The 22,080-nt window shown below is 36.9% G+C and carries 16 protein-coding genes; 13 read left to right on the top strand and 3 right to left on the bottom strand.

What is annotated here, in order from left to right; translation table 11 throughout:
- Positions 1-158 precede the first annotated feature (158 nt).
- The 4 genes from N4T20_RS17510 to N4T20_RS17495 all read left to right on the top strand — a co-directional run bounded on the left by N4T20_RS17510 (position 159) and on the right by N4T20_RS17495 (position 6,860).
- Complete coding sequence (locus tag N4T20_RS17510) at positions 159-1,748, top strand: glycoside hydrolase 43 family protein (protein WP_260670411.1); 1,590 nt, start codon at positions 159-161, stop codon at positions 1,746-1,748.
- Between the two features lie 4 nt (positions 1,749-1,752).
- Positions 1,753-3,750: a pectate lyase gene (pelA, locus tag N4T20_RS17505; RefSeq protein ID WP_260670410.1), complete on the top strand. Its 1,998-nt coding sequence runs from the start codon at positions 1,753-1,755 to the stop codon at positions 3,748-3,750.
- A gap of 369 nt (positions 3,751-4,119) precedes the next feature.
- Positions 4,120-5,472 carry a glycoside hydrolase family 28 protein gene (locus N4T20_RS17500; RefSeq protein WP_260670409.1) on the top strand — a complete coding sequence of 451 codons (1,353 nt, stop codon included), beginning with the start codon at positions 4,120-4,122 and terminating at the stop codon, positions 5,470-5,472.
- Positions 5,473-6,116: 644 nt separating this feature from the next.
- Entirely contained in the window at positions 6,117-6,860 is a 744-nt protein-coding gene (locus N4T20_RS17495; protein ID WP_260670408.1) for a rhamnogalacturonan acetylesterase, read from the top strand.
- Between the two features lie 20 nt (positions 6,861-6,880).
- Here the strand turns inward: N4T20_RS17495 and N4T20_RS17490 are convergent, their stop codons facing one another.
- Together N4T20_RS17490 and N4T20_RS17485 are read right to left on the bottom strand one after the other, a co-directional pair.
- Positions 6,881-7,690 (bottom strand): transporter, encoded by an 810-nt coding sequence (locus N4T20_RS17490; protein WP_260670407.1) that lies wholly within the window; start codon positions 7,688-7,690, stop codon positions 6,881-6,883.
- 26 nt (positions 7,691-7,716) lie between these two features.
- Entirely contained in the window at positions 7,717-9,258 is a 1,542-nt protein-coding gene (locus N4T20_RS17485) for a DUF1254 domain-containing protein (RefSeq protein WP_260670406.1), read from the bottom strand.
- Between the two features lie 223 nt (positions 9,259-9,481).
- Here N4T20_RS17485 and N4T20_RS17480 point away from each other — a divergent pair, with 223 nt between their 5' ends.
- Complete coding sequence (locus N4T20_RS17480) at positions 9,482-10,771, top strand: DUF4861 domain-containing protein (RefSeq protein ID WP_260670405.1); 1,290 nt, start codon at positions 9,482-9,484, stop codon at positions 10,769-10,771.
- A gap of 336 nt (positions 10,772-11,107) precedes the next feature.
- Positions 11,108-11,284, top strand: a complete 177-nt coding sequence (locus N4T20_RS17475; protein ID WP_209575633.1) for a histone H1 — start codon at positions 11,108-11,110, stop codon at positions 11,282-11,284.
- Positions 11,285-11,400: 116 nt separating this feature from the next.
- On the opposite strand, the gene N4T20_RS17470 is transcribed toward N4T20_RS17475, so the two are convergent.
- Positions 11,401-12,441 (bottom strand): GntR family transcriptional regulator, encoded by a 1,041-nt coding sequence (locus N4T20_RS17470; protein WP_260670404.1) that lies wholly within the window; start codon positions 12,439-12,441, stop codon positions 11,401-11,403.
- A 387-nt stretch (positions 12,442-12,828) separates the two neighbouring features.
- On the opposite strand from N4T20_RS17470, the gene rhaT reads away from it, so the two are divergent.
- The 7 genes from rhaT to N4T20_RS17435 all read left to right on the top strand — a co-directional run bounded on the left by rhaT (position 12,829) and on the right by N4T20_RS17435 (position 22,036).
- On the top strand, positions 12,829-13,878 hold the full coding sequence (gene rhaT / locus N4T20_RS17465; RefSeq protein WP_260670403.1) for an L-rhamnose/proton symporter RhaT: 1,050 nt from the start codon (positions 12,829-12,831) through the stop codon (positions 13,876-13,878).
- A 33-nt stretch (positions 13,879-13,911) separates the two neighbouring features.
- The gene (locus tag N4T20_RS17460) at positions 13,912-16,056 is read left to right on the top strand and encodes a bifunctional aldolase/short-chain dehydrogenase (RefSeq protein WP_260670402.1); all 2,145 of its coding nucleotides are present in this window, start codon (positions 13,912-13,914) and stop codon (positions 16,054-16,056) included.
- Positions 16,057-16,372: 316 nt separating this feature from the next.
- Positions 16,373-17,647 (top strand): TIM barrel protein, encoded by a 1,275-nt coding sequence (locus N4T20_RS17455; protein ID WP_260670401.1) that lies wholly within the window; start codon positions 16,373-16,375, stop codon positions 17,645-17,647.
- A gap of 128 nt (positions 17,648-17,775) precedes the next feature.
- Entirely contained in the window at positions 17,776-19,137 is a 1,362-nt protein-coding gene (locus N4T20_RS17450; RefSeq protein ID WP_260670400.1) for an FGGY-family carbohydrate kinase, read from the top strand.
- A 95-nt stretch (positions 19,138-19,232) separates the two neighbouring features.
- Positions 19,233-19,973 carry a (Fe-S)-binding protein gene (locus N4T20_RS17445; protein ID WP_260670399.1) on the top strand — a complete coding sequence of 247 codons (741 nt, stop codon included), beginning with the start codon at positions 19,233-19,235 and terminating at the stop codon, positions 19,971-19,973.
- Positions 19,974-20,055: 82 nt separating this feature from the next.
- On the top strand, positions 20,056-21,459 hold the full coding sequence (locus N4T20_RS17440) for a lactate utilization protein B (protein ID WP_260670398.1): 1,404 nt from the start codon (positions 20,056-20,058) through the stop codon (positions 21,457-21,459).
- Complete coding sequence (locus tag N4T20_RS17435) at positions 21,449-22,036, top strand: lactate utilization protein C (RefSeq protein ID WP_260670397.1); 588 nt, start codon at positions 21,449-21,451, stop codon at positions 22,034-22,036. The genes N4T20_RS17440 and N4T20_RS17435 overlap by 11 nt, the downstream gene beginning before the upstream one ends.
- Positions 22,037-22,080: the final 44 nt, after the last annotated feature.

Raw genomic sequence — 22,080 nt, 5'->3', positions numbered from 1 at the left:
ATGAGTTATGAATGCTCCAATTTGTCTTGCTGAGCGATCCCGAGACTTCGGGAGAAGCATCGCAAAGAAACTCCTCAAAGAATATGCAAGTTACAAACCCGACAGTCCCGAAGCTTCGGGATAAAACCTGTCGGGTTTAAATAAAAGAACAGTTAAAAATGAAAAACATAAAAATCATCATATTCCTTTTCTGTATTTTTTCTTTTCAAAAGAATGCAGCACAAGTCTGGGTGCCCGATAACGGAGACGGAACATACACCAATCCTGTTATTCATGCCGATTACTCAGATCCAGATGTTGTTCGCGTGGGAGATGATTATTATATGACGGCTTCATCTTTTAACTGTATTCCGGGGTTGCCTATTTTACATTCGAAAGATTTGGTAAACTGGAAAATTATCGGTCATGCTTTGGTAAAACAGCCTCCGTTTGAAACATACGACAGTGTGCAGCACGGAAATGGAGTTTGGGCGCCAAGCATTACCTATCATAAAAATGAATTCTACATATACTATCCCGATCCCGATTTCGGAATTTATATGATAAAAGCCAAAAATGCTGAAGGCCCTTGGTCTGAACCGCTTTTGGTCAAAGCAGGAAAAGGATTGATTGATCCTAGTCCGCTTTGGGATACAGACGGCAAAGCTTATCTGACTCATGCCTTTGCAGGAAGTCGTGCACAGATTAAAAGTTTGTTAGTGGTTTGCACTATGAATCCAGAAGGAACCGTTGTAAATAATGACGAAGTAATGCTTATTGACGGACATAAAGGAGAAGAAACTATTGAAGGCCCTAAATTTTACAAACGAAACGGATATTACTACATTTTTGCTCCAGCAGGCGGCGTTCCAACGGGATGGCAGACTATTTTAAGATCGAAAAATGTTTTTGGACCTTACGAAAAAAAGAAGGTTCTGGAACAAGGTTCGACCGCTATAAATGGTCCGCATCAAGGTGCTTGGGTAACGACGCAGACAGGAGAAGACTGGTTTTTCCATTTTCAGGATAAAGGCGCCTACGGACGCATTGTGCATCTGCAACCTATGAAATGGCTAAACGACTGGCCAGTTATGGGAGAAGATTTTGATAAAAACGGAATTGGAGAACCTGTAACTACCTACAGAAAACCAAATGTTGGCAAAAAATACCCAATAGAAGTTCCAGCAACTTCAGATGAGTTTAACGAACCCAAATTAGGATTGCAATGGCAATGGCAGGCCAACAAACAAATCAATTTTGGATTTCCGACTAGTTTAGGATACCTGAATCTGTTTTGCAATACCACAACAGCCAATATTTTTAATGCTCCAAATTTATTACTGCAAAAATTCCCTGCTGAAGAATTTACAGCTACAGCAAAACTGACTTTCAATTCGAGATTAAAAGGCGAATCAACAGGTCTGATCGTAATGGGGTTAGATTATAGTTTGCTATGTTTTCAAAATATTGATGGGAAATTGTACCTAAATCAGAAAACAGGAACTTTTGATAAAAGTGTTTCAGAAACAGGGACAAAACCGATCGCAATTGATAGCAATACCATTTATCTGAGAGTTCAAATTAAGAAAGACGGAATGTGCAGTTTCTTTTACAGCTTAGACGATAAAAATTATCAGACGATTGGGAATGATTTCAAATCGAGAGAAGGCAAATGGATTGGAGCCAAAGTCGGACTTTTTGCGTTAGGCAAAGAAATAAAAAATGATTCTGGAAACGTTGAAGTGGATTGGTTTAGAATAACGAAATAAAAAAATGATGCAGTTAAAGAAACAAATAGTGCTTTTTGTATGTTTTTGCAGTTTTGCTGTAAAATCTCAAAACACCTACAAAAGATGGCCCGAAATTATTCGAAAGAATGATGCTTCTTGGTTTGCTTCGGCGGAAGCCAAAAAAATAGCAGAAAATGTGCTTTTGTATCAAAGAGATATAGGGGGCTGGCCAAAGAATATTCAGATGCAGGATGAATTGAGCGATAAGCAGAAAAAAGATTTGATTGCGCTCAAAAAAACAGCTGTAGAAACTACTACAGACAACGGAGCAACTAGCCAAGAAATGCTTTTTATGTCTAGAATGTACGCGCAGGTAAAAGACGAACGCTATCGAGAATCTTTCTTAAAAGGATTGAATTATCTGCTTGAAGCGCAATATGCAAACGGAGGCTGGCCACAGTTTTATCCGTTAAAAAAAGGATATTATACGCACATTACCTATAATGACGATTCGATGGTGAATATTATGAATGTCATAAAAGCCGTTGCAGACGAATCGGATTATTACAGTATAAAACCATCAAAAGAAGTTGTAGAAAAATGCAAAAAAGCTTTTGACAAAGGAATTGACTGCATCTTAAAAACACAGTACAAACAAAACGGAGTTTTAACAGCATGGTGTGCTCAGCACGATGAAGTTACATTGGCTCCTGCAAATGCTAGAGCTTTTGAATTGGCTTCGCTAAGCGGTTACGAATCGGCAAAAATAGTGCTGCTTTTAATGTCCATTGACAAACCTTCAAGAGAAATTGTAACAGCCGTAAAAAGTGCTGTAGCGTGGTTCGAAAAAACTAAAATCACCAATTTAGAAGAAAAAAGAGTCTTAAATGACGCTGGAAAAATTGTAGACAAAAAAATGATTCCAACAGCAAATGCTAAACCCATTTGGGCAAGATTTATGGATTTGGAAACCAATGAACCTTTCTTTTGCGACCGTGACGGAATCAAGAAAAAATCGCTGGATCAGATAGGATCAGAGAGAAGAAATGGCTACTCTTGGTATTCAGACGCACCGCAAGAAGTTTTGAAAAAATTTCCGGACTGGGCAGTTAAAAATGGCACTAAAGTAGGCGCATCAGAAAAGAAAAACGTAAATTATATCACAGTAGCTCAAGACGGTTCTGGAGATTACACCAAAATTCAAGATGCCGTTTATGCGACTCCTGCTTTTCCTTATGAGAAAGTTACCATTTATGTGAAAAACGGAACGTATAACGAGAAAGTCAGAATTCCAGAATGGAATACCAATGTGGTTCTGCAAGGCGAAAGCAAAGAAAACACCATCATTGCCTTTGATGATAATTTTTCGAAAATTGCTTTGGGAAGAAACAGCACCTTTTATACCTACACGCTTTTGGTTGAAAGCGATGATTTTTCGGCATCAAACCTAACCATTAAAAATACTTCGGGAGATCGCGGGCAGGCTATTGCATTGTCGGTGACAGGAAATCGTGTTAAAATAACAAACTGCAATTTTTTAGGAAATCAGGATACTTTGTATTTATCAGGAAAAGAGGCCAAACAGTATTTTAAAGACTGTTATATCGAAGGAACAACCGATTTTATTTTTGGAGGCGCAACAGCTTTGTTTGAGAACTGTACCATTCACAGCATCAAAAGTTCGTATATCACAGCAGCTTCAACCCCAGAAGACACACCGTTTGGATTTGTTTTTAAAAATTGCAAGCTGACAGCAAATCCTGAAGCAAAAGAAGTTTACTTAGGAAGGCCGTGGCGCATTTTTGCCAAAACGGTTTTTATGAACTGCGAAATGGGGGCACAAATTAAGCCAGAGGGCTGGGAAAACTGGTCAAAACCAGAAGCAGAAAAAAATGCCTTTTACGCCGAATACAATTGCAGTGGCGAAGGTTTTCAGCCATCAAAAAGAGTAAAATGGTCGCATCAGCTTTCAAAAAAAGATGCTGCACAATATACTATTGAGAACATTCTTAAGGATAAGGCTGGAGCGTGGTATTTTTAGTATTCAGTCGCAGTCTCAGTTTACAGTGCAAATTGTAATGCTATGCGGTTAATTTTTTAACGCAAAGCACACAAAGAATACGCAAAGAACACAAAGTTTTTGTAAAGGAGACAAATTTCGCAAGATTTTCACGTAGAGACGCACCGCAGTGCGTCTACGCAAAGAGAATCGACAAAGAATTTTAAATTTAGTAGCAAAGGTTCAAAGAAACAAAGAGACAAAGTTTTTTCCGTAGAGACGCACGGCAGTGCGTCTACACAAAGAATCGACAAAGCTTTGTGTCCTTTCGATATAGAACATAACGAAAATAAAGAAAAAACTTCGCGCACTTTGCGGTAAAAAAAACGACACAAATTCAATATTAAAAGTATGAATATAAAATACCTTCTCTTACTACTAATCACCAGCGTATGTTTTGCACAAAACACAGATTTCCCATCAGCAAAAGTCGATTCTATTGTAAAGAACATAAAGCTTCCAGAAATTCCTTCTTTTCAAATCAATGTGACGAAATTAGGAGCAAAAGGAGATTCTGTTTCAGACAATAAAAAGGCTTTTGATAAGGCAATGGCATTGTGCAAAAAGAACAGCGGAGGAACGATTATTGTTCCAAAAGGAATCTACAAAATAAACGGCCCGATTCATTTTGTGAGCAACGTTAATCTGAAGCTCGAAAAAGGAGCAAAAATAAAATTCAGCGACAATCCAAAAGACTATCTTCCAATGGTTTTAACCAGCTGGGAAGGAACGATGCTTTACAATTACAGTCCGCTTATTTATGCTAATAATTGCACTAATATTGCCATTTCTGGCGAAGGCATTATGGATGGCGAAGGAGGGAAGACTTGGAAGACCTTTAAAGCAAAAGAGAACGAAGGCAAAAGCCGAAGCCGTGACATGAATCATAATAAGGTGCCATTGAGCGAAAGAAAATTTGGAGAAGGCTATTTTTTGAGACCGCAGATGATTCAGTTTCTCAATTGCAAAAATATTTTAGTAGAAAATATCAGAATCGAAAATTCGCCATTCTGGTGTCTGCACCTTTTAAAATCAGAAAGCATCACCATTCGCGGGATAAGCTATAAATCGCTAAATCATAACAACGACGGAATCGATCCCGAATATGCCAAAGACGTTTTAATTGAAAATGTCACTTTTGACAATGGAGACGATAATGTGGCCATAAAAGCGGGAAGAGATCATGAAGGAAGGGCCAACACAGCAACGCCAAGCCAAAATATTGTCATTAGAAACTGTAATTTTAAAGGATTGCACGGAGTTGTGATCGGGAGCGAAATGTCGGCTGGAGTTCAGAATGTTTTTGTAGAAAACTGTAAAACAGCGGGATATTTAAAAAGAGGAATTTATCTAAAAACCAATGCCGATCGCGGAGGATATATTAAAAATATATTTGTTAGAAATATTCAATTAGACCAAGTAGAAGACTGCCTTTACATTACATCAAATTATCATGGAGAAGGAAAAGGCTATCAATCGGATATATCAAATGTATATTTTTCGGATATCACTTGCAATAAAGCATCTGAATCAGGGATTGTAATTCAAGGATTCGCAGATAAAAAAATCAAGAACATATCATTAAAAAACATAGAAATAAAAGAAGCTAAAAATGCGCTGTCGAACGAAAATGCTGAAAATGTATTGATGACAGATGTGTTTATAGGTAAGCGAGCAACAGTACCGACAGCCGTTTCTAAGTAGTAGATTTTTTTAAGGTTCGAAGTTTCTTAGAGACAAAGGTTCAAAGATTTTCCGTAGAGACGCACTTCAGTGCGTCTACTTTGCGGTTAATTTTTTAACGCAAAGTACACAAAGAATACGCAAAGCACACAAAGTTTTGTAAAGGAGGCAAAGCTCGCAAAGATTTTCCGTAGAGACGTACTTCAGTGCGGCTACTTTGCGGTTAATTTTTTAACGCAAAGCACACAAAGAATACGCAAAGCACACAAAGTTTTAGTAAAGGAGGCAAAGCTCGCAAAGATTTTCCGTAGAGACGCATTGCAGTGCGTCTACTTTGCGGTTAATTTTTTAACGCAAAGCACACAAAGAATACGCAAAGCAAACAAAGTTTTGTAAAGGAGGCAAAGCTCGCAAAGATTTTCTGTAGAGACGCATTGCAGTGCGTCTACACAAAGGATATCGGCAAAGTATTGTCCTCCTGAGCGGAGTCGAAGGATTTTCGTGGCGTAAAGGTCTTCGACTTCGCTCAGACTGACAAACGGAGACAAAGCTTAGCGCCTTCTAGACAAAGAAGAGAAACAAAAAACTTTGTGAACTTTGCGTAACCTTAGCGCGCTTTGCGGTAAAAAAAAACTTAGCTGTAAAAAAACAAAAACAATAGAAAAATGAAAAAATACATCATCCTAACATTCCTAATCACCACAGTTTGTTTTGCTCAAAAAACATCCTTGTATTGCATTGGCGACTCTACAATGGCAAATAAGAAAGACCCCGAAAAAAATCCAGAACACGGATGGGCGCAGGTATTGCAACCATTTTTCAGTGAAAATGTAACCGTAATCAATAAAGCTGTAAACGGACGAAGCACCAGAAGCTTTATCAACGAAAAACGCTGGGATTCAGTTTATAACAAATTGAAAAAAGGAGATTATGTTTTTATTGAATTTGGGCATAACGACCAGAAAATAGAAGACTCTGCGCGTTACACAAATCCGCATACCGCTTACAGATACAATCTCATTCGTTTTGTAAAAGAAAGCAGAGAAAAAGGAGCAATTCCGGTATTGTTGACTTCAATTAGCAGACGTAATTTTAACGAGAAAGGCGTTTTAGTGCCCACACATGGCGATTATCCTTTAGAAACCCGATTGGTTGCGCAAGAATACAATGTGCCTTTTATAGATTTAGAATATTACACCGAATTATTGGAGCAGTCTTATGGGCCAGAAAAATCAAAACAGCTTCATCTTCATTTCAAAGCAGGAGAGAATGCTTTTTATGATAAAGACAAAGCTGATGATACGCACCTTTCATTATTAGGAGCAAATAAAATTGCTGAAATTGTAATTAACCAAATTAAGCTTTCGAAAGATGCTTCATTAAAGAATCTTAAAAACGGAATTAAGTAAAATCAATATTTTGCAGCGGTTTAAAAAATAACCTGAAACTGAATGATAGCTTGCCAATTGCCTACATAACTGGGTTTTTCTACGTTGTAAAAACCCTGAGCTGCGGCAGAATAAAATAATTTGCTTTTAGATCCAATCTGAAAAGTTTTGCCGGGACCGCCGCCAATAGGAACCAGCCATTTATCGTGGCTAGGAGCCAGCCAGTTGGCTACAATAGTAGCATTGCTTTCTATAAACCAGCCTTGCGAAAAGTTATAATATGCCACATACTGGAGACTTCCTGCACTAACCTTGTTATCTTCATCGCCGCCAAGCGACCAATAGTTTTGGACAACAGTTCCGAGAGAAAATTTATCGCCAGCGTAGTACAATAAGGCAGTTGGGCCAAGACTTAAGCGATTGCTTCCCAGTGCAGCATTGGTGCGAGTCGGAATCTGCATGGCAGGCCCAATTCCCCAACTGAATTTTCCTTTTTTAGTAATACTCGAAAAATAACCGTTGAAGAGAATATTTCCCATTCCAGCTTCGCAGGTAGCGTCTGCCGTAATAGAAGGTAAGGACTGAAACGGAATAATGGTATAAGTAATAAGCTTTAAATTTGTCCCAAGTTTAAAAGGATAAACAGGCTGTACAGAAAACGAACTTGCCATACCGTCTCCTACAGGAAGCAATACTTCCTGTAGAAAAACACTACGCAGACCACTCACGGGATCTTGTCTTTTTTTGCTCATTTCTTCAACAGACGTTTTACGATCCGTATCAGACTGGCTGAAAACTGACGTCCAGCAACAGCATGATAAAAGGCATATAATATACGATCTTAGTTTCATCAAGTTTTTTTTTGAAACGGGACAGATTAGTTTACTTTTTCAAAATCTCCAGGTTTATATTTTCGGTCAAAAAACTCTTGTTTCGGTCCGTAGAAACGGAAGAGTGCAAACCAGCCTTTGCCTGGAACTGTTTTCAGCCAGTTGGCGTCTCCTGATGGTTTTTCTGGACTAACGATAAAAGTCACCGATTTATCAGGATTGTAAATTAGTTTGTTCATAGAATTCAAAGACGGATAAACTTGATCCTTTGCATCTACTCCCGATGCTGTTTCAGCGTCATAAAGCGTAAGTGACCAGAATAAACCTGCTGGCGGATTTGCAGGAAAAGTAATCTTATAAGTGTTTTCGCCCATCAGAAAATTGCCGTCTTTATCTTTATAAGCATTTCCATATTTTGCACCAAGACCCGGAATAGAAGACATCATTCCAGAACTTATTGAATAATGGTTAATGTACATCTGAATTTTAGCATTCACATCTGTATGTTTTGTTATTCTATTGCGGTATTCTTCGTCTAGAAGCGTATGCATGAAATCATCAAGTTTAGTTTTGCCATGAGCAATCCATTTGCGGTCTGCCCACCAGATGGCATCTTTTTCTTTATCGTAATTTCCAGCCACATTTTTAGCCATTTTCCAAGCCGTTTTAGCCGCTCTGTCCAAAATTTCTTTTTGTTTTTCTGTAGGTTTAAAAGCTTCTCCTTTTTTGATGCCGATAGCTTCTAACATACCATGCATATAAGGATCAACATCATCTATTTTATCGCTTTGTATAAATCTGTCCAACATTTCAAAATAGCTGAAATCATGGGCAAACAATGAATTTGAAGGTACATCCGAAACGTGCTTAAAACTCATAGGTTTCTTTTCTCCGTTAAGAGGATACACCTTTATTCCTTCAACAGATTTTACACCAGGCGAAAGATCATCAACCGACTGAAAGAAACCGCGCTGAAAAATAAAAAGTCCGTTTGTTTTACATCTGAAAACAAAATAATTTTTGTCATCTACAGTACCTTTATAATCGGAAGGAATCACTAAATATTTGCCGCCTTTTCCTTTATCAGGGCCAGGAAGACCAATATCTCCTAAATAAGTCGTACCATCTGGTTTTGCCGGACCTGCAAGAGGTCTGTGCCAAAAATCATCTAATATTCCCTGCAGCATCGGAGGAACCTCTAGAACTAAAGGGCCTGTTTTGCTCAAATCGGCAAATCCGAGAGCATAAATTACATCAGAATTTGGAGTTGTGATAACTGTTCTAGGTTTTAATCTTTTTTCAAAAACAGAAATAACATTATACCCTTCACCAGATATTTTACCCAAACCTTCTTTCATAGCATACATATTTACAGCTGGCAATGCCCATAAATATACCTGAGTGGCTCTCTGAAAATACAATTCGTCATTTAGTTTTTCAGTAGATTCAGCCGTTGGATATCCGCCTACAATGTCCTGATCTGTAGGAGCAGGAGAAGTGCCAGTAGCAGTGGCTTCATCTTTAGGCGATTGTTTGCAGCTTACGGACAGCAAACCAGCAAACATTATAATTAAGACTGTTTTTTTCATAATTTTTTTTTAGGCTGTTTTTAGGAATGATTTCAATACTAAATTAACCATAATTGTAACTGGTAGGCTTTACGATTAGGTTGCAAATTATAATTTGCAACAAACTTTAAGGCAAGAAGAGCAAATGCACAGATCATTCTTTTAAACAAAGTTTTCTTTTTTAAGTGTTGTTGTAACAATTAAAACTCTTAAATTGTTCAGAAAAAATAAAGACTTAGAAAGAATGAAAAAAAGAGTATTATTTTATATTCCAATTGTTTTATTTACAGCTTTACTCACTAGCTGTAAAGTTTCTCAAAGCGTATCAGAAAAAACAATTATCCTTAAAAACAGCAGTTCTCTAGTGCTTTCGCAAAAGGCAATTGCTATCAAAAGGGAAAACATCGGAGAAAAAAATATAAAAGGAACGTTTCCGATACTGCTTTTTAAAACAGATACAATTCCGGCACAGACAAACGATCTTAATGGCGATGGAAAATGGGATGAACTTTTCTTTACGGCTGACTTTTTGCCAAACGAAGAAAAAAACATTCAGTTAAAATGGTCCGAGACAGATCCAAAATTTACCATAAAAACCAGTGTTCGTTTTGGAAAACGAGAAGGAAAAAATCTTCCTGTCCATCCAGACACGCAGGAAGTTCTAATGGCCAATCAGGTTCATAAAAAACTTGGGTACCAAAAATATCAGACAGACGGACCAACTTGGGAAAATGATAAGGTTGGCTTTAGGCATTATTTGGACGGAAGAAATTCAAAAGATGTTTTCGGGAAAAAACTTCCAGCCATAACGCCAGAAAATGTAGGCATAAACAGTAAAGGTGCCGTTGAGGATAATTATCATGTGATGTACGATTGGGGTAGAGATATTTTTCCTGTTGGAAATTCGGTAGGTCTCGGAGGTTACGCGTTACTAATTGACAATAAAATAAACAGACTTGGAATTTTAGGAAATGATACTATCAATAATGTAGAAAAAACGACTTTTAAAATTGCGGCTGAAGGACCTGTAAATTCGGTTTTAAGCTATCACTATCAAAATTGGAGTGCCTCTGGAAACTTGTATCAAGTGCAGGAAACAACTTCGATCTGGCCCGGAATGTACGGTTACAAAAATACGGTTTCGATAAACGGAATTAAAGGGACGGAAACCTTTCTGGCGGCAATTTCGAATTTAAACAATAAAAACCCGTTGCAGGTTATTGAAGCTGGAGATTGGGTTTGCTTAATTCAGCACGATTACCTCACTTACGAGCGCCAGTGGATTTTGGGAACTGCCATTCTAGTTCCAGCAGATCTTTATCAAGGTTATATAGAGGCTCCTAAAACTGGACAGCTGACAGATTCGTATTTGGCAAAATTAAAAGTAGAAAACAATAAAGAGATTAGCTATTATGCTATTGCAGCTTGGGAATTGAGTGCAGATAAAGGCTTTAGTGATTCCGCTTTTTTTACCAACTACGTGACCAATTTGGCCAAACAGCTTTCCGTAAAAATAACAGTAACGGCTAAATAAGCGGCCTTTTTAAGGTGCTAAACGACTGTTTTTTTCAATTTGCAGTGATTTTTATCATCAAATTTTAACAAATAGGAGGGGCTTAGAAGGCATTTTTGCATATTTTTTTTAGGAATTTGTATATGATGTACAATGCTTTAAAACCTCTTCGGTAGAATTATCTTGCAAATAAGTCTTTGATTGCTAATGTATTGTGATTGCTGGTTTTTTGTAAAAAACAAAAGTGAATTTAATGTGAAGAAAATGAATGAAAAACTGCATTAAATTTAACAGCAAAATTGTTGTAACTATCACACAAACTTTTATTTTTGTGACTTAATTTAACAATATATAAGCATGAAAGATTTATTAGTAAAAATCAACGCCGAAATTGAAACATTCAAAACTGAAGCTGAATCTTTGACTGAAAAAGGAATTAAAGCTGCTGGACCAAGAGCACGTAAATCGACTTTAGAAATCGAAAAACTTTTAAAAGAGTTCAGAAAAGTTTCTATCGAAGAATCAAAAAAATAATACCACAGAAACCTCGTCCAAAAGACGAGGTTTTTTTTTGCAAAGTACAAAGTATTAAAAAGTATAAGAAAAGGAAGAGAAAACTTAGAAGCTCAGCATCTTAGTATCTCAGAACCTTATATAGAATTTCGGTCAATAAAATTAAAAGGAACTTTTACCTGGCCTTTTTCTTTATTCAAGATCATTCGCGCGGCTGTTTCTCCCATAACATTAAAGTCGGTAGACATTACAGTAATGCCCAACAATTCTTTCAGTGGGGTGTCATTATAAGATATAACCCCAATTTCTTTGCCTAAAACAAATTCTTCATCACGAATCTGCTTCATTAAATTTACAAGATCAGATTCTTCAATTGTGATAAATAAATCTCCTTTTTTAAGGATCATGTCATCATAAACCTCGCTTAAGATTTCAAAATTGATTTCATGCTCCACACAGAATTTTCGGAATCCGTGCAAAATTCGTCTCGGATAAGGATAAACGGCCTTGTCTGGGTACACCAAAATTAAGCGCTTGTATTTTGTGATTTTAGAAAGCCCTTCTTTTAAGGCATTATAAATATCATTTTCAAAATCCTGATAAATTTTGATAACGTCGTCACCAGTTCCTAATTTGATATTATCTAAAACAACCAGCTTTTCTTGCGGAATCTTTTTAATGGCACTTACAACATCATCTGTAAAACTTAGATGTTTTAGTTCGTCTGTCTTAAAATGTGTCGTGATGACATAATAGTCGTATGCGCCTTCAAACTTATCTAAGATATTCAAAAACAGCGTTTCGTCGCAGTGGTAAATTTGCAGGTCAACGTGTGCATTGGCGCCCAAAGTATCGATAAACGAACTGTAGGTTTTCATTTTGTACGAACTCAACTTATTCGTCAAAAACAAAATATTGACTTTCGACTCCAATTTAGTTCGGGTAATATAGTAGCCTTTTCCTCTAATGGAAGAAATGATTTTTCTTTCTTTTAAAATATTATAAGCTTTCTCAACAGTATCGCGAGACATATAAAATTCTTCGCTGAAACTATTGATAGAAGGAATTTTTTGATTGATTTTTAAATTTCCATTAGCGATGTTCTGAAGAATAGAGTCAACAATCTGTTTGTATTTAGGAACTCGAGAATCTTCATCTATTTTAATAAGTTTAATCATGTTCATTTTGAGGAAATCTGTCTCGTATTTCAACAAGACTCTTTTTAATTCTAAATATTTTAAAAAAATCTCTTCTTTAAAAAAGAATCTGTTAAGCAGAATCATTTTCGATATGAAAAAGAGAAATTGACAAGGCTTGTAGTCTTTTTTTTATGATTTCTGAATTTTAGCTCGAATGAAGAATCAATAATTGCGAAATCAATTGCTAAAATAGCCATTTTAAATTTATTTACCCAATAATTGCAAACCGTTATTTCTAATAATCTTTAGTTTTAACAAAAAATATGAAATCCGTAAAGGATAGTACAGGACAGTTTTCTTTTTGACATTCTCTTATTTTACAAAACCAAATTACTAACAAACCTAACCTAAACCGAAAACAATACTATGGAATCATTATTAGGAATCATTTTTCACTCAATCGGAGGATTTTCTTCGGGTAGTTTTTATATGCCTTTTAAAAAAGTGAAGGACTGGGCTTGGGAAAGCTATTGGCTTGTGGGAGGATTTTTCTCTTGGCTGATTGTTCCTCCTATTGCAGCTTATTTAACGATTCCAAATTTTGGCGAAATTATCGCTGCAGCTTCTCCATCAATCAAAGCCTTTACTTTTTCGATGGGCTTAATCTGGGGAATTGGCGGTTTAACTTATGGTCTAGGCGTTCGCTATTTAGGAATGTCTTTAGGAAACTCTATTACATTAGGATTTTGTTCTGCATTTGGAGCTTTGGTTCCGTCAATATATTACGATTTGTATCCAACAGAAGGAAAAATTTCATTTTCTCATATGCTTGCTAATCCTGGCGGACAGCTGGTTTTATTGGGAGTTGCCGTTTGCCTTTTAGGAATTGCTATTTCTGGAAAAGCAGGGATGCTTAAAGAAAAAGATTTTGCAACAGGGCATGAAGATAAGGATAAAGATTTCAGTTTGGTAAAAGGGCTTACCGTGGCGGTTATTTCGGGAATTTTAAGTTCATTCTTTAATTACGGAATCGAAGCTGGAAAACCTATGGCAGAGCAAGCCGTAATTAACGGATGCAATCCTTTATTTCAAAACAATGTAACCTATATCGTTTTGCTTTGGGGAGGACTTACAACAAACTTTATCTGGTGCATCTATTTGAATTTTAAAAATAAAACAATTGGTGATTACGCCAATAAATCGACTCCCATAGCCAAAAATGTTTTGTTTTCTGCACTTGCCGGAACAATGTGGTTTTTGCAGTTTTTCTTCTACGGAATGGGAGAAAGCAAATTAGGAAACGGCGCCAGCTCATGGATTCTGCATATGGCAACAATTATCCTGACAGCAAATTTCTGGGGATTTTATTTGAAAGAATGGACGGGAGTTTCTAAAAAAACATTTAGAACTTTCATTTGGGGAATCGGGCTTATTATGCTTTCGATTGTTTTGGTAGGAATTGGTAACTCATTATAAAATAAGTACAAAAGAAATAATTTAAAATACTATATGTCGAATACAAACACAATTAATAATATGAATTTTAAGCATGTAAGCTACCTTTGGGATGAGGCTAAGGCAGCAGCATTAGCAGGTGATGAAGTAGCGCTTTTTATTTATCGTTCTAACTTGCTAGGGGCTGATTTAAGATTGACCAACTACGGAGGCGGAAATACTTCTGTAAAAATTACAGACAAAGATCCTCTTACTGGAGAATCTTCTGAAGTAATGTGGATTAAGGGTTCGGGCGGTGATATTGGAACATTGACAAAATCTGGTTGTGCGGCTTTGTATTTGGACAGACTTCGTAACCTTGAAAATGTTTACAGAGGTATTGAGTTTGAAGATGAAATGGTAGAATTATTCAACCACTGTATTTTCGATTTAGCGTCAAAAGCGCCTTCAATAGATACGCCTTTGCATGGTTTTCTTCCATTCAAACATATCGATCACTTGCATCCAGATGCGGCAATTGCTATCGCTGCTGCGAAAGATGGAAAGAAAATAACAGAAGAATTATTTAACGGAGAAATTGGCTGGGTAGGCTGGCAGCGTCCAGGTTTTGATCTTGGTCTTCAATTAAGAGCCTGTTTAGAAACAGCAGCAAAAAACGGTAAACAATTGCGCGGAATCATGTTAGGTTCTCATGGTTTATTTACTTGGGGAGATACTGCGTTTGACAGTTATATCAATACGCTGGAAGTAATCGAGAAATGCGCTTCTTACTTAGAAGATAATTACGGAAAAAAGCGTCCGGTTTTTGGAGGGCAGAAAATTGAAAGTCTTTCTGAAGCAGACCGTAAATTGAAAGCGGCAAAAGTAGCTCCGATTTTAAGAGGCTTCTGTTCGTCAGAGCGTCAGATGATTGGACATTATACAGACGATGCAAGAGTTTTAGAGTTCATTAATTCTAATGATTTAGCAAAATTAGCCCCACTGGGAACATCTTGTCCAGACCACTTTTTAAGAACTAAAATCAGTCCATTGGTTTTAGAACTGGATCCAAATGAAGATTTGTCTGACATTGAAGCGGTTAAAGCAAAATTGGCTCCTGCTTTTGAGGCTTACCGCGCCATGTACAAAGACTATTACAATGCTTGCAAGAAATCAAATTCGCCAGCAATGCGTGACCCAAATCCAGTTGTTATTTTGTATCCTGGAGTAGGTATGTTCACCTTTGCTAAAGACAAAACAATGGCGCGTTTGGCATCTGAATATTACATCAATGCAGTAAACGTAATGAAAGGTGCTGAAGCAGTTTCAGAATATACTTCATTGCCGCACCAAGAAGCTTTTGATATCGAATATTGGTTGTTGGAAGAAGCAAAATTACAGCGTATGCCAAAACCAAAAGCATTATCTGGAAGAGTAGCTTTAATCACCGGTTCTGCGGGCGGAATTGGTAAAGCTATTGCTAAAAAATTCGCTCAAGAAGGTGCTTGCGTGGTAATCAATGATATTAACGAAGAACGTTTAGAAGGAGCAACTGCTGAGTTTATTAAAGCTTTCGGTAAAGATGCAGTTTCAAGCACTTTATTGAATGTTACTGACGAAACAAGTACAGAAAAAGCATTGGATGAAGCTTGTTTAGCTTTTGGAGGTGTTGACATTGTAGTGAATAATGCTGGAATCAGTATTTCAAAATCTATCGCAGAACATACTCTTGAAGAGTGGGATAGATTATATGACATCTTGGTAAAAGGACAATTTATTGTTTCTAAAGCTGGAATCGAAGTAATGCGTAAACAAGGTTTTGGAGGAGATATCGTAAATATCGTTTCTAAAAACGCTGTTGTCGCTGGTCCGAATAACCCAGGTTATGGTTCGGCAAAAGCTGCTCAAGCGCACTTAACACGCTTAATGGCCGCAGAACTTGGAGCCGATAAAATTCGTGTAAATACAGTAAATCCTGATGCTGTAATTTCAGATTCAAACATTTGGTCTGGTGGATGGGCAGAAGGTCGTGCAAAAGCATACGGAATTACAGTTGAAGAACTTCCGGCTTACTATGCAAAACGTACGCTATTAAATGAAATCATATTGCCTGATGATATCGCAAATGCTTGTTTTGCGTTTGTTGGAGGTTTCTTGAATAAATCTACAGGAAACGCCTTAAACGTAGACGGCGGCGTTGCAATGGGCTTTTATAGATAAAGATTGTTTAGGTTTTTTATATAAGTTTGTTTAAGCAAAAGTGGTTTTTTGTGGTCTAGCGTTCGAATTCTTTCGAACGTTAGATTTTTTTAGCATATAACAATTCGCTTTGACAAACAAAACTGAACAAAAAAGTGAAGTACAACCATCGTTTTGCCGCTATAAAATTTCTAGGTTTAGAATACTGAATGCGTAAAATGAACGCAGATAACGAATCCGTAGAGTCAGCGACTAAAACTCAACGCCACGTGTTAAAAAAATATACTAGACATATAAAATTTATACCTTGTAAAACTCTATTAAAATATCAATAACTATGATAATCTCATCAAACCACATTGATTCTCATAACGGGGATTTAATTAAAAAACACCAAAATAAGCTGGTTTTTACAGCATCAGAAATAAATGATACAGAAGCGATTATTCAAAAATTAATCGACTTTCAAATTGCAATTCCGTCTTGGGCTTTAGGAACAGGAGGAACAAGATTTGGACGTTTTGCCGGTGGAGGAGAGCCTCGTTCATTAGAAGAAAAAATCGAAGATGTCGGATTGCTTCACAAATTAAACAGTGCCTCAGGAGCAATTTCACTTCATATTCCTTGGGATATTCCAACAAATTATAATGAAATAAAAACATTAGCAGCACAGCACGGATTGAAATTTGATGCGATGAATTCGAACACATTTCAAGATCAGGCAAACGCTGAGCATACTTACAAATACGGTTCTTTGCAAAACGTAAACAAAGCAGTTCGCAAACAGGCGATTGCTCACAATATTGAAGTGATCAAACACGGAATCGAATTAGGATCTGAATCTTTAACAGTTTGGCTGGCAGATGGTTCTAATTTTCCAGGACAGTTAAACTTCAGAAAAGCCTACCAAAATACTTTAGAAAGTTTAGAAGAAATCTACGACGCATTGCCTTCAAACTGGAAGTTGTTTTTAGAATACAAATGTGCAGAGCCTAATTTTTATTCTACAACTGTAGCAGATTGGGGACAGTCTTATTCGTATGTTAAAAAGTTAGGAGACAAAGCGCAGACTTTGGTAGACTTAGGGCACCATCTTCCAAATGCTAATATCGAGCAGATTGTTTCTTTATTGCTGATGGAAAACAAATTAGGAGGTTTCCACTTTAACGATTCAAAATACGGTGACGACGATTTAACAGCCGGAGCATTAAAGCCTTACCAATTATTCTTGATTTTTAATGAATTGGTAGAAGGAATGGATGCAAGAGGAATGAATCACGCCAAAGATTTAGGCTGGATGATCGATGCTTCCCACAATATCAAAGATCCATTAGAAGATTTACTGCAATCTGTCGAAGCAATTATGATTGCTTACGCACAAGCGCTTTCTGTCGACAGAAAAGCGTTAGAAAAGGCTCAAGAAGAAAATGATGTCGTAAAAGCGCAGGAAATTCTTCAAAATGCTTTCCGCACAGATGTTCGCGCATTAGTGGCAGAAGCCCGCCTTCGTTCTGGCGCAGCATTAAATCCAGTGGCATTGTATCGTTCGCTTCAGGTTAGAGAAAGCTTAATTGACGAAAGAGGTTTAAAAACAGTAGCAACAGGATTGTAATTATGAATTATGAGTTATAAGTTGAGTCTTTTTGCGTTTTTACTGAAAACATGAATAGACTTAGCTTAAAGATAAAATCATAATTCAAGAACTCATAATTTATAATTCATAACTCATAATTAAAATAAATGAATGTAGTTGCGATTTTTGATATTGGCAAAACAAACAAAAAGGTTTTTTTATTTAACGAAAATTATAAAATTGTCTGGGAAAAATCTGTAAATCTGGATGAAACAGCAGACGAAGACGGTTTTCCTTGCGAAGATATCGAAGTGCTGAAAAACTGGATTTTAGATCGATTATCTGAAATAAAAGAGCTTAAAGATTATGTTTTAAAAGCCATCAATTTCAGCACTTACGGAGCCAGTTTTGTTTATATAGACGAAAACGGAAAAATTTTAACTCCTCTGTATAATTATCTAAAAGATTATCCAGAGGAGTTACAATCTGATTTTTATAAAAAATACAAAGGAGAAAAAAAGTTTGCTGTAAAAACAGCTTCTCCCGTTTTGGGCAGCTTAAATTCGGGAATGCAGATTTACCGATTGAAAGAAGAAAAACCCGAAATATTCAAAAAAGTAAAATACTGTCTGCATCTGCCGCAGTTTTTAAGTTTTCTTTTAACGAATGAAGCATACGCCGATATTACAAGTATTGGATGCCATACCAATTTATGGAATTTCAAAAAAATGAAATATCATAAATGGCTGAAGGAAGAAGCTATTTCAGATAAAATTCCGCCAATGCATTTTGGTAAAGATGTTATCCTAAACAATGATAATCTGGCTATTGGAGTTGGGCTTCACGATAGTTCATCAGCGATTATTCCGTACACAATCAATTTTACAGAACCTTTTGTTTTATTGTCTACAGGAACTTGGAGTATTTCTCTAAACCCATTCAACAATAAACCGTTGACTTTTGACGAATCGCAAAATGACTGTCTTTGTTATATGCAATACACAAACAAACCCGTAAAAGCAGCGCGTTTGTTTGCAGGAAATGAACATGAAGTGCAGACCAAACGTTTGGCACAGCATTTTAATGTTCCAGTTGACGCGTACAAAGAAGTTTATTTTGACAAAAAAATCGTAGCCAATTTAAGAGCGCTTAATTATCAGATTATCTATCCTAAAAAATACGATTTTGATATTCTGAAAGAATGCCCTTTTCAAAAAAGGGATCTTTCCTATTTCAAAGATTACGAGACGGCCTATCATCAATTAATGCTGGATTTGGTAGAACAGCAGGTTTTTTCGACCAATTTGGTAATTCATAACAGCCCAGTAAAAAAGATTTTTGTGGATGGAGGTTTCAGTAAAAATTCGATTTATATGAATTTATTGGCAGAAGCTTTTCCAGACATTGAAGTTTATGCCGCTTCAATGGCGCAGGCGAGTGCTTTGGGGGCAGCTTTGGCAATTCATGATAACTGGAATCCAAAACCAATTCAGAACGATTTAATTGACTTGAAATTCTATAAACATTAGGTAAAAATGGTCTGTATGTTGTAAATTTGTTGAGAAACGTATTTTTTACATTTTTACAGTACACGCCTAATGAACAACACACTAAATATTACAACATGAAAATTGGACTTTTTATACCTTGTTATGTCGACCAATTTTATCCTAAAGTAGGAATCGCAACCTACCAATTACTTCAAAAATTAGGCTGTGACGTGCATTTTCCAATGGGACAGACCTGTTGCGGACAGCCAATGGCAAATAGCGGTTATGCGCATTTAACCAAAGGATGCGATGCCAATTTTATTGCCAATTTTTCTGGATTTGATTACATAGTCTGCCCTTCTGGAAGCTGTGTTCTGCACGTAAAAGACCATTTGCACGATGAAAAACAAGAAGAAAAAGCGGCAGCAATTCGAAATACGGTTTACGAACTTACCGAATTTATAACCGACGTTTTAAAAATCGATCATATTGACGGAAGATTTCCTTATAAAGTCGGAATGCACGTAAGCTGTCACGGTCAGCGCGGATTAAAGCTTTCGCAGATGTCTGAGTTGAACGCACCATTTTTTTCTAAACCAGAGCAATTGCTGCACAGTATAAAAGATCTTGACTTGATTTCTTTGACCAGAAAAGACGAATGCTGCGGTTTTGGAGGCACTTTCTGTGTGACCGAAGAAGCCGTTTCTGTAAAAATGGGGCAAGATCGCATTAAAGATCACGAAAGTCATGATGTGGATTATATTACGGGTGGAGATATGTCTTGCTTAATGCATTTGGACGGAATTCTAAAAAGACAGAAAAGCAGAATTAAAACCATTCACATTGCTGAAATATTAAATTCACTCGAAAACTAATTTTTTTCTACCATTAAGATATTAAGAAAGTTAAGTTGCTTACTGCTTAGAGCTTAAAGCCTACAGCTTAAAAAAATAAAAAATGTCATCAGAAAAAACAATACCGCACAGCGAAGCCGCAGCAAAGTTCAATAAAGATGTAGAACGTGTCAATTGGCATGACGAAACACTTTGGTTTGTTCGCGCTAAAAGAGATAAATCGGCGCATCAGATTGAAGATTGGGAATTGCTTCGCGAAACGGCTTCTCAAATTAAATTTAATGTACTTTCTAATATTCATGATTATTTAGTTGAATTTGAAGCTAATGCGCAACGAAACGGCATAATTGTGCATTGGGCAGCCGATGCAAAAGAACACAACGAAATTGTGCATTCTATCATGGCAAAACATGATGTAAAGCAAATGGTAAAGTCCAAATCGATGCTTACAGAAGAATGCCATTTAAACGATTATTTAGCCGAAAAAGGAATAGAAGTAATCGATTCTGATTTGGGAGAATATATTGTACAGCTCCGTAAAGAACCGCCAAGCCACATTGTACTTCCGGCAATTCACTTAAAGAAAGAAGATGTAAGCGAAACTTTTCACGAACATTTAGGTACAGAAAAAGGAAATTTCAATCCGCAGTATTTGACAGAATCGGCTCGCCAGAGTTTGAGAAACACTTTTTTAACTAGAAAAGTGGCTCTCACAGGAGTTAATTTTGCTGTTGCTGAAACTGGCGAATTTGTAGTCTGCACCAATGAAGGAAATGCCGATATGGGCGCGCACCTGGCAGACGTTCACATCGCCTGCATGGGATTTGAGAAACTGATTCCGAAAAGAGAACATTTAGGTGTTTTCTTGAGGTTATTGGCAAGAAGTGCCACAGGACAACCCATAACTACTTTCTCAAGCCATTTCAAAAAACCAAGAGACGGAAAAGAAATGCATATTGTAATTGTAGACAACGGAAGAAGCACGCAATTGGGAAGGGAAGATTTTAGAAATTCGCTGAAATGCATTCGCTGCGGGGCGTGCATGAACACCTGTCCCGTGTACAGACGAAGCGGCGGACACAGCTATCACAATGCAGTTGCAGGGCCAATCGGTTCTATTTTGGCACCAAATTTAGACATGAGCAAAAATGCAGATTTACCGTTTGCAAGCACGCTTTGCGGTTCGTGCACCAATGTTTGCCCTGTAAAAATCGATATTCACGATCAATTGTACAAATGGCGTCAGGTTTTGGTGAAAGAAGGACATACGCCAAAAGCCAAAACTATTGCGATGAAAACAATGGCAACCGTTTTAGCAAATCCAACAGTTTTTAATATTGCTGGAAAATCAGGGCGATTTGTAATGAAGAACATTCCAGGAATGGTCAATAATAAAATGAATAAATGGTACGATCAGCGCGAAATGCCAGATGTTCCAGAAGAATCTTTTAGAGAATGGTACAAGAAAAATTCGAGAGAATCTAAAGCAAAAAGAGATGAGCAGTAAAGGCGAAATTTTAAAAAGAATTAAATTAAACCAGCCTGATTTGGTTTCAGAACTGCCGAATCTAAATCTTTTAGGTTCAGAGCAATTTGATGTGCTAGAAACCTATAAAACGGTTTTAAAAGGTATTGGAGGCGATCCGGTTGAGGTTGCTAATTATGATGAAATTATCAATTACATAAAATCGAATTACAATCTAGAAAAAAGATTAATTACAACCCTTCCAGAACTTTCAGAAATTGCTTCTTTAGACTGGAAAACAGTAGATCCGCATTCGCTTCAGGATGTAGAATTGACTGTTATAAAAGCACATTTTGGAGTTGCCGAAAACAGCGGGCTCTGGGTAACAGATGATATTTTAGGACAGCGTGTTGCGCCTTTCATCGCGCAATATTTAGCAATTATAGTCCATAAAAAAGATCTTGTGCCAACAATGCAGCAAGCGTATCAAAGAATTGGAAACATGGAATATGGTTTTGGAACTTTCATAGCCGGTCCGTCAAAAACAGCCGATATCGAGCAGTCTTTAGTTCTTGGAGCTCACGGCGCACGAGGATTGATTGTGTTCTTATTGGATTAGATTATAAAAATATAGATAATCAGTCCAGCAAAAAAGCAGTCCTT

Origin of the sequence: Flavobacterium sp. TR2, assembly GCF_025252405.1 — a bacterium.
Taxonomy (GTDB): domain Bacteria; phylum Bacteroidota; class Bacteroidia; order Flavobacteriales; family Flavobacteriaceae; genus Flavobacterium.
The sequence above is the reverse complement of the archived record's forward strand: the minus strand, read 5'-3'. Positions and strand labels throughout refer to the sequence as shown.

What these genes read in the sequence shown, in the direction of transcription:
- N4T20_RS17510 (WP_260670411.1), top strand. Translation starts at nt 159, where the DNA reads ATGAAAAACATAAAAATCATCATATTCCTTTTCTGTATTTTTTCTTTT.
- pelA (WP_260670410.1), top strand. Translation starts at nt 1,753, where the DNA reads ATGATGCAGTTAAAGAAACAAATAGTGCTTTTTGTATGTTTTTGCAGT.
- N4T20_RS17500 (WP_260670409.1), top strand. Translation starts at nt 4,120, where the DNA reads ATGAATATAAAATACCTTCTCTTACTACTAATCACCAGCGTATGTTTT.
- N4T20_RS17495 (WP_260670408.1), top strand. Translation starts at nt 6,117, where the DNA reads ATGAAAAAATACATCATCCTAACATTCCTAATCACCACAGTTTGTTTT.
- N4T20_RS17490 (WP_260670407.1), bottom strand. Translation starts at nt 7,690, where the DNA reads ATGAAACTAAGATCGTATATTATATGCCTTTTATCATGCTGTTGCTGG.
- N4T20_RS17485 (WP_260670406.1), bottom strand. Translation starts at nt 9,258, where the DNA reads ATGAAAAAAACAGTCTTAATTATAATGTTTGCTGGTTTGCTGTCCGTA.
- N4T20_RS17480 (WP_260670405.1), top strand. Translation starts at nt 9,482, where the DNA reads ATGAAAAAAAGAGTATTATTTTATATTCCAATTGTTTTATTTACAGCT.
- N4T20_RS17475 (WP_209575633.1), top strand. Translation starts at nt 11,108, where the DNA reads ATGAAAGATTTATTAGTAAAAATCAACGCCGAAATTGAAACATTCAAA.
- N4T20_RS17470 (WP_260670404.1), bottom strand. Translation starts at nt 12,441, where the DNA reads ATGATTAAACTTATTAAAATAGATGAAGATTCTCGAGTTCCTAAATAC.
- rhaT (WP_260670403.1), top strand. Translation starts at nt 12,829, where the DNA reads ATGGAATCATTATTAGGAATCATTTTTCACTCAATCGGAGGATTTTCT.
- N4T20_RS17460 (WP_260670402.1), top strand. Translation starts at nt 13,912, where the DNA reads ATGTCGAATACAAACACAATTAATAATATGAATTTTAAGCATGTAAGC.
- N4T20_RS17455 (WP_260670401.1), top strand. Translation starts at nt 16,373, where the DNA reads ATGATAATCTCATCAAACCACATTGATTCTCATAACGGGGATTTAATT.
- N4T20_RS17450 (WP_260670400.1), top strand. Translation starts at nt 17,776, where the DNA reads ATGAATGTAGTTGCGATTTTTGATATTGGCAAAACAAACAAAAAGGTT.
- N4T20_RS17445 (WP_260670399.1), top strand. Translation starts at nt 19,233, where the DNA reads ATGAAAATTGGACTTTTTATACCTTGTTATGTCGACCAATTTTATCCT.
- N4T20_RS17440 (WP_260670398.1), top strand. Translation starts at nt 20,056, where the DNA reads ATGTCATCAGAAAAAACAATACCGCACAGCGAAGCCGCAGCAAAGTTC.
- N4T20_RS17435 (WP_260670397.1), top strand. Translation starts at nt 21,449, where the DNA reads ATGAGCAGTAAAGGCGAAATTTTAAAAAGAATTAAATTAAACCAGCCT.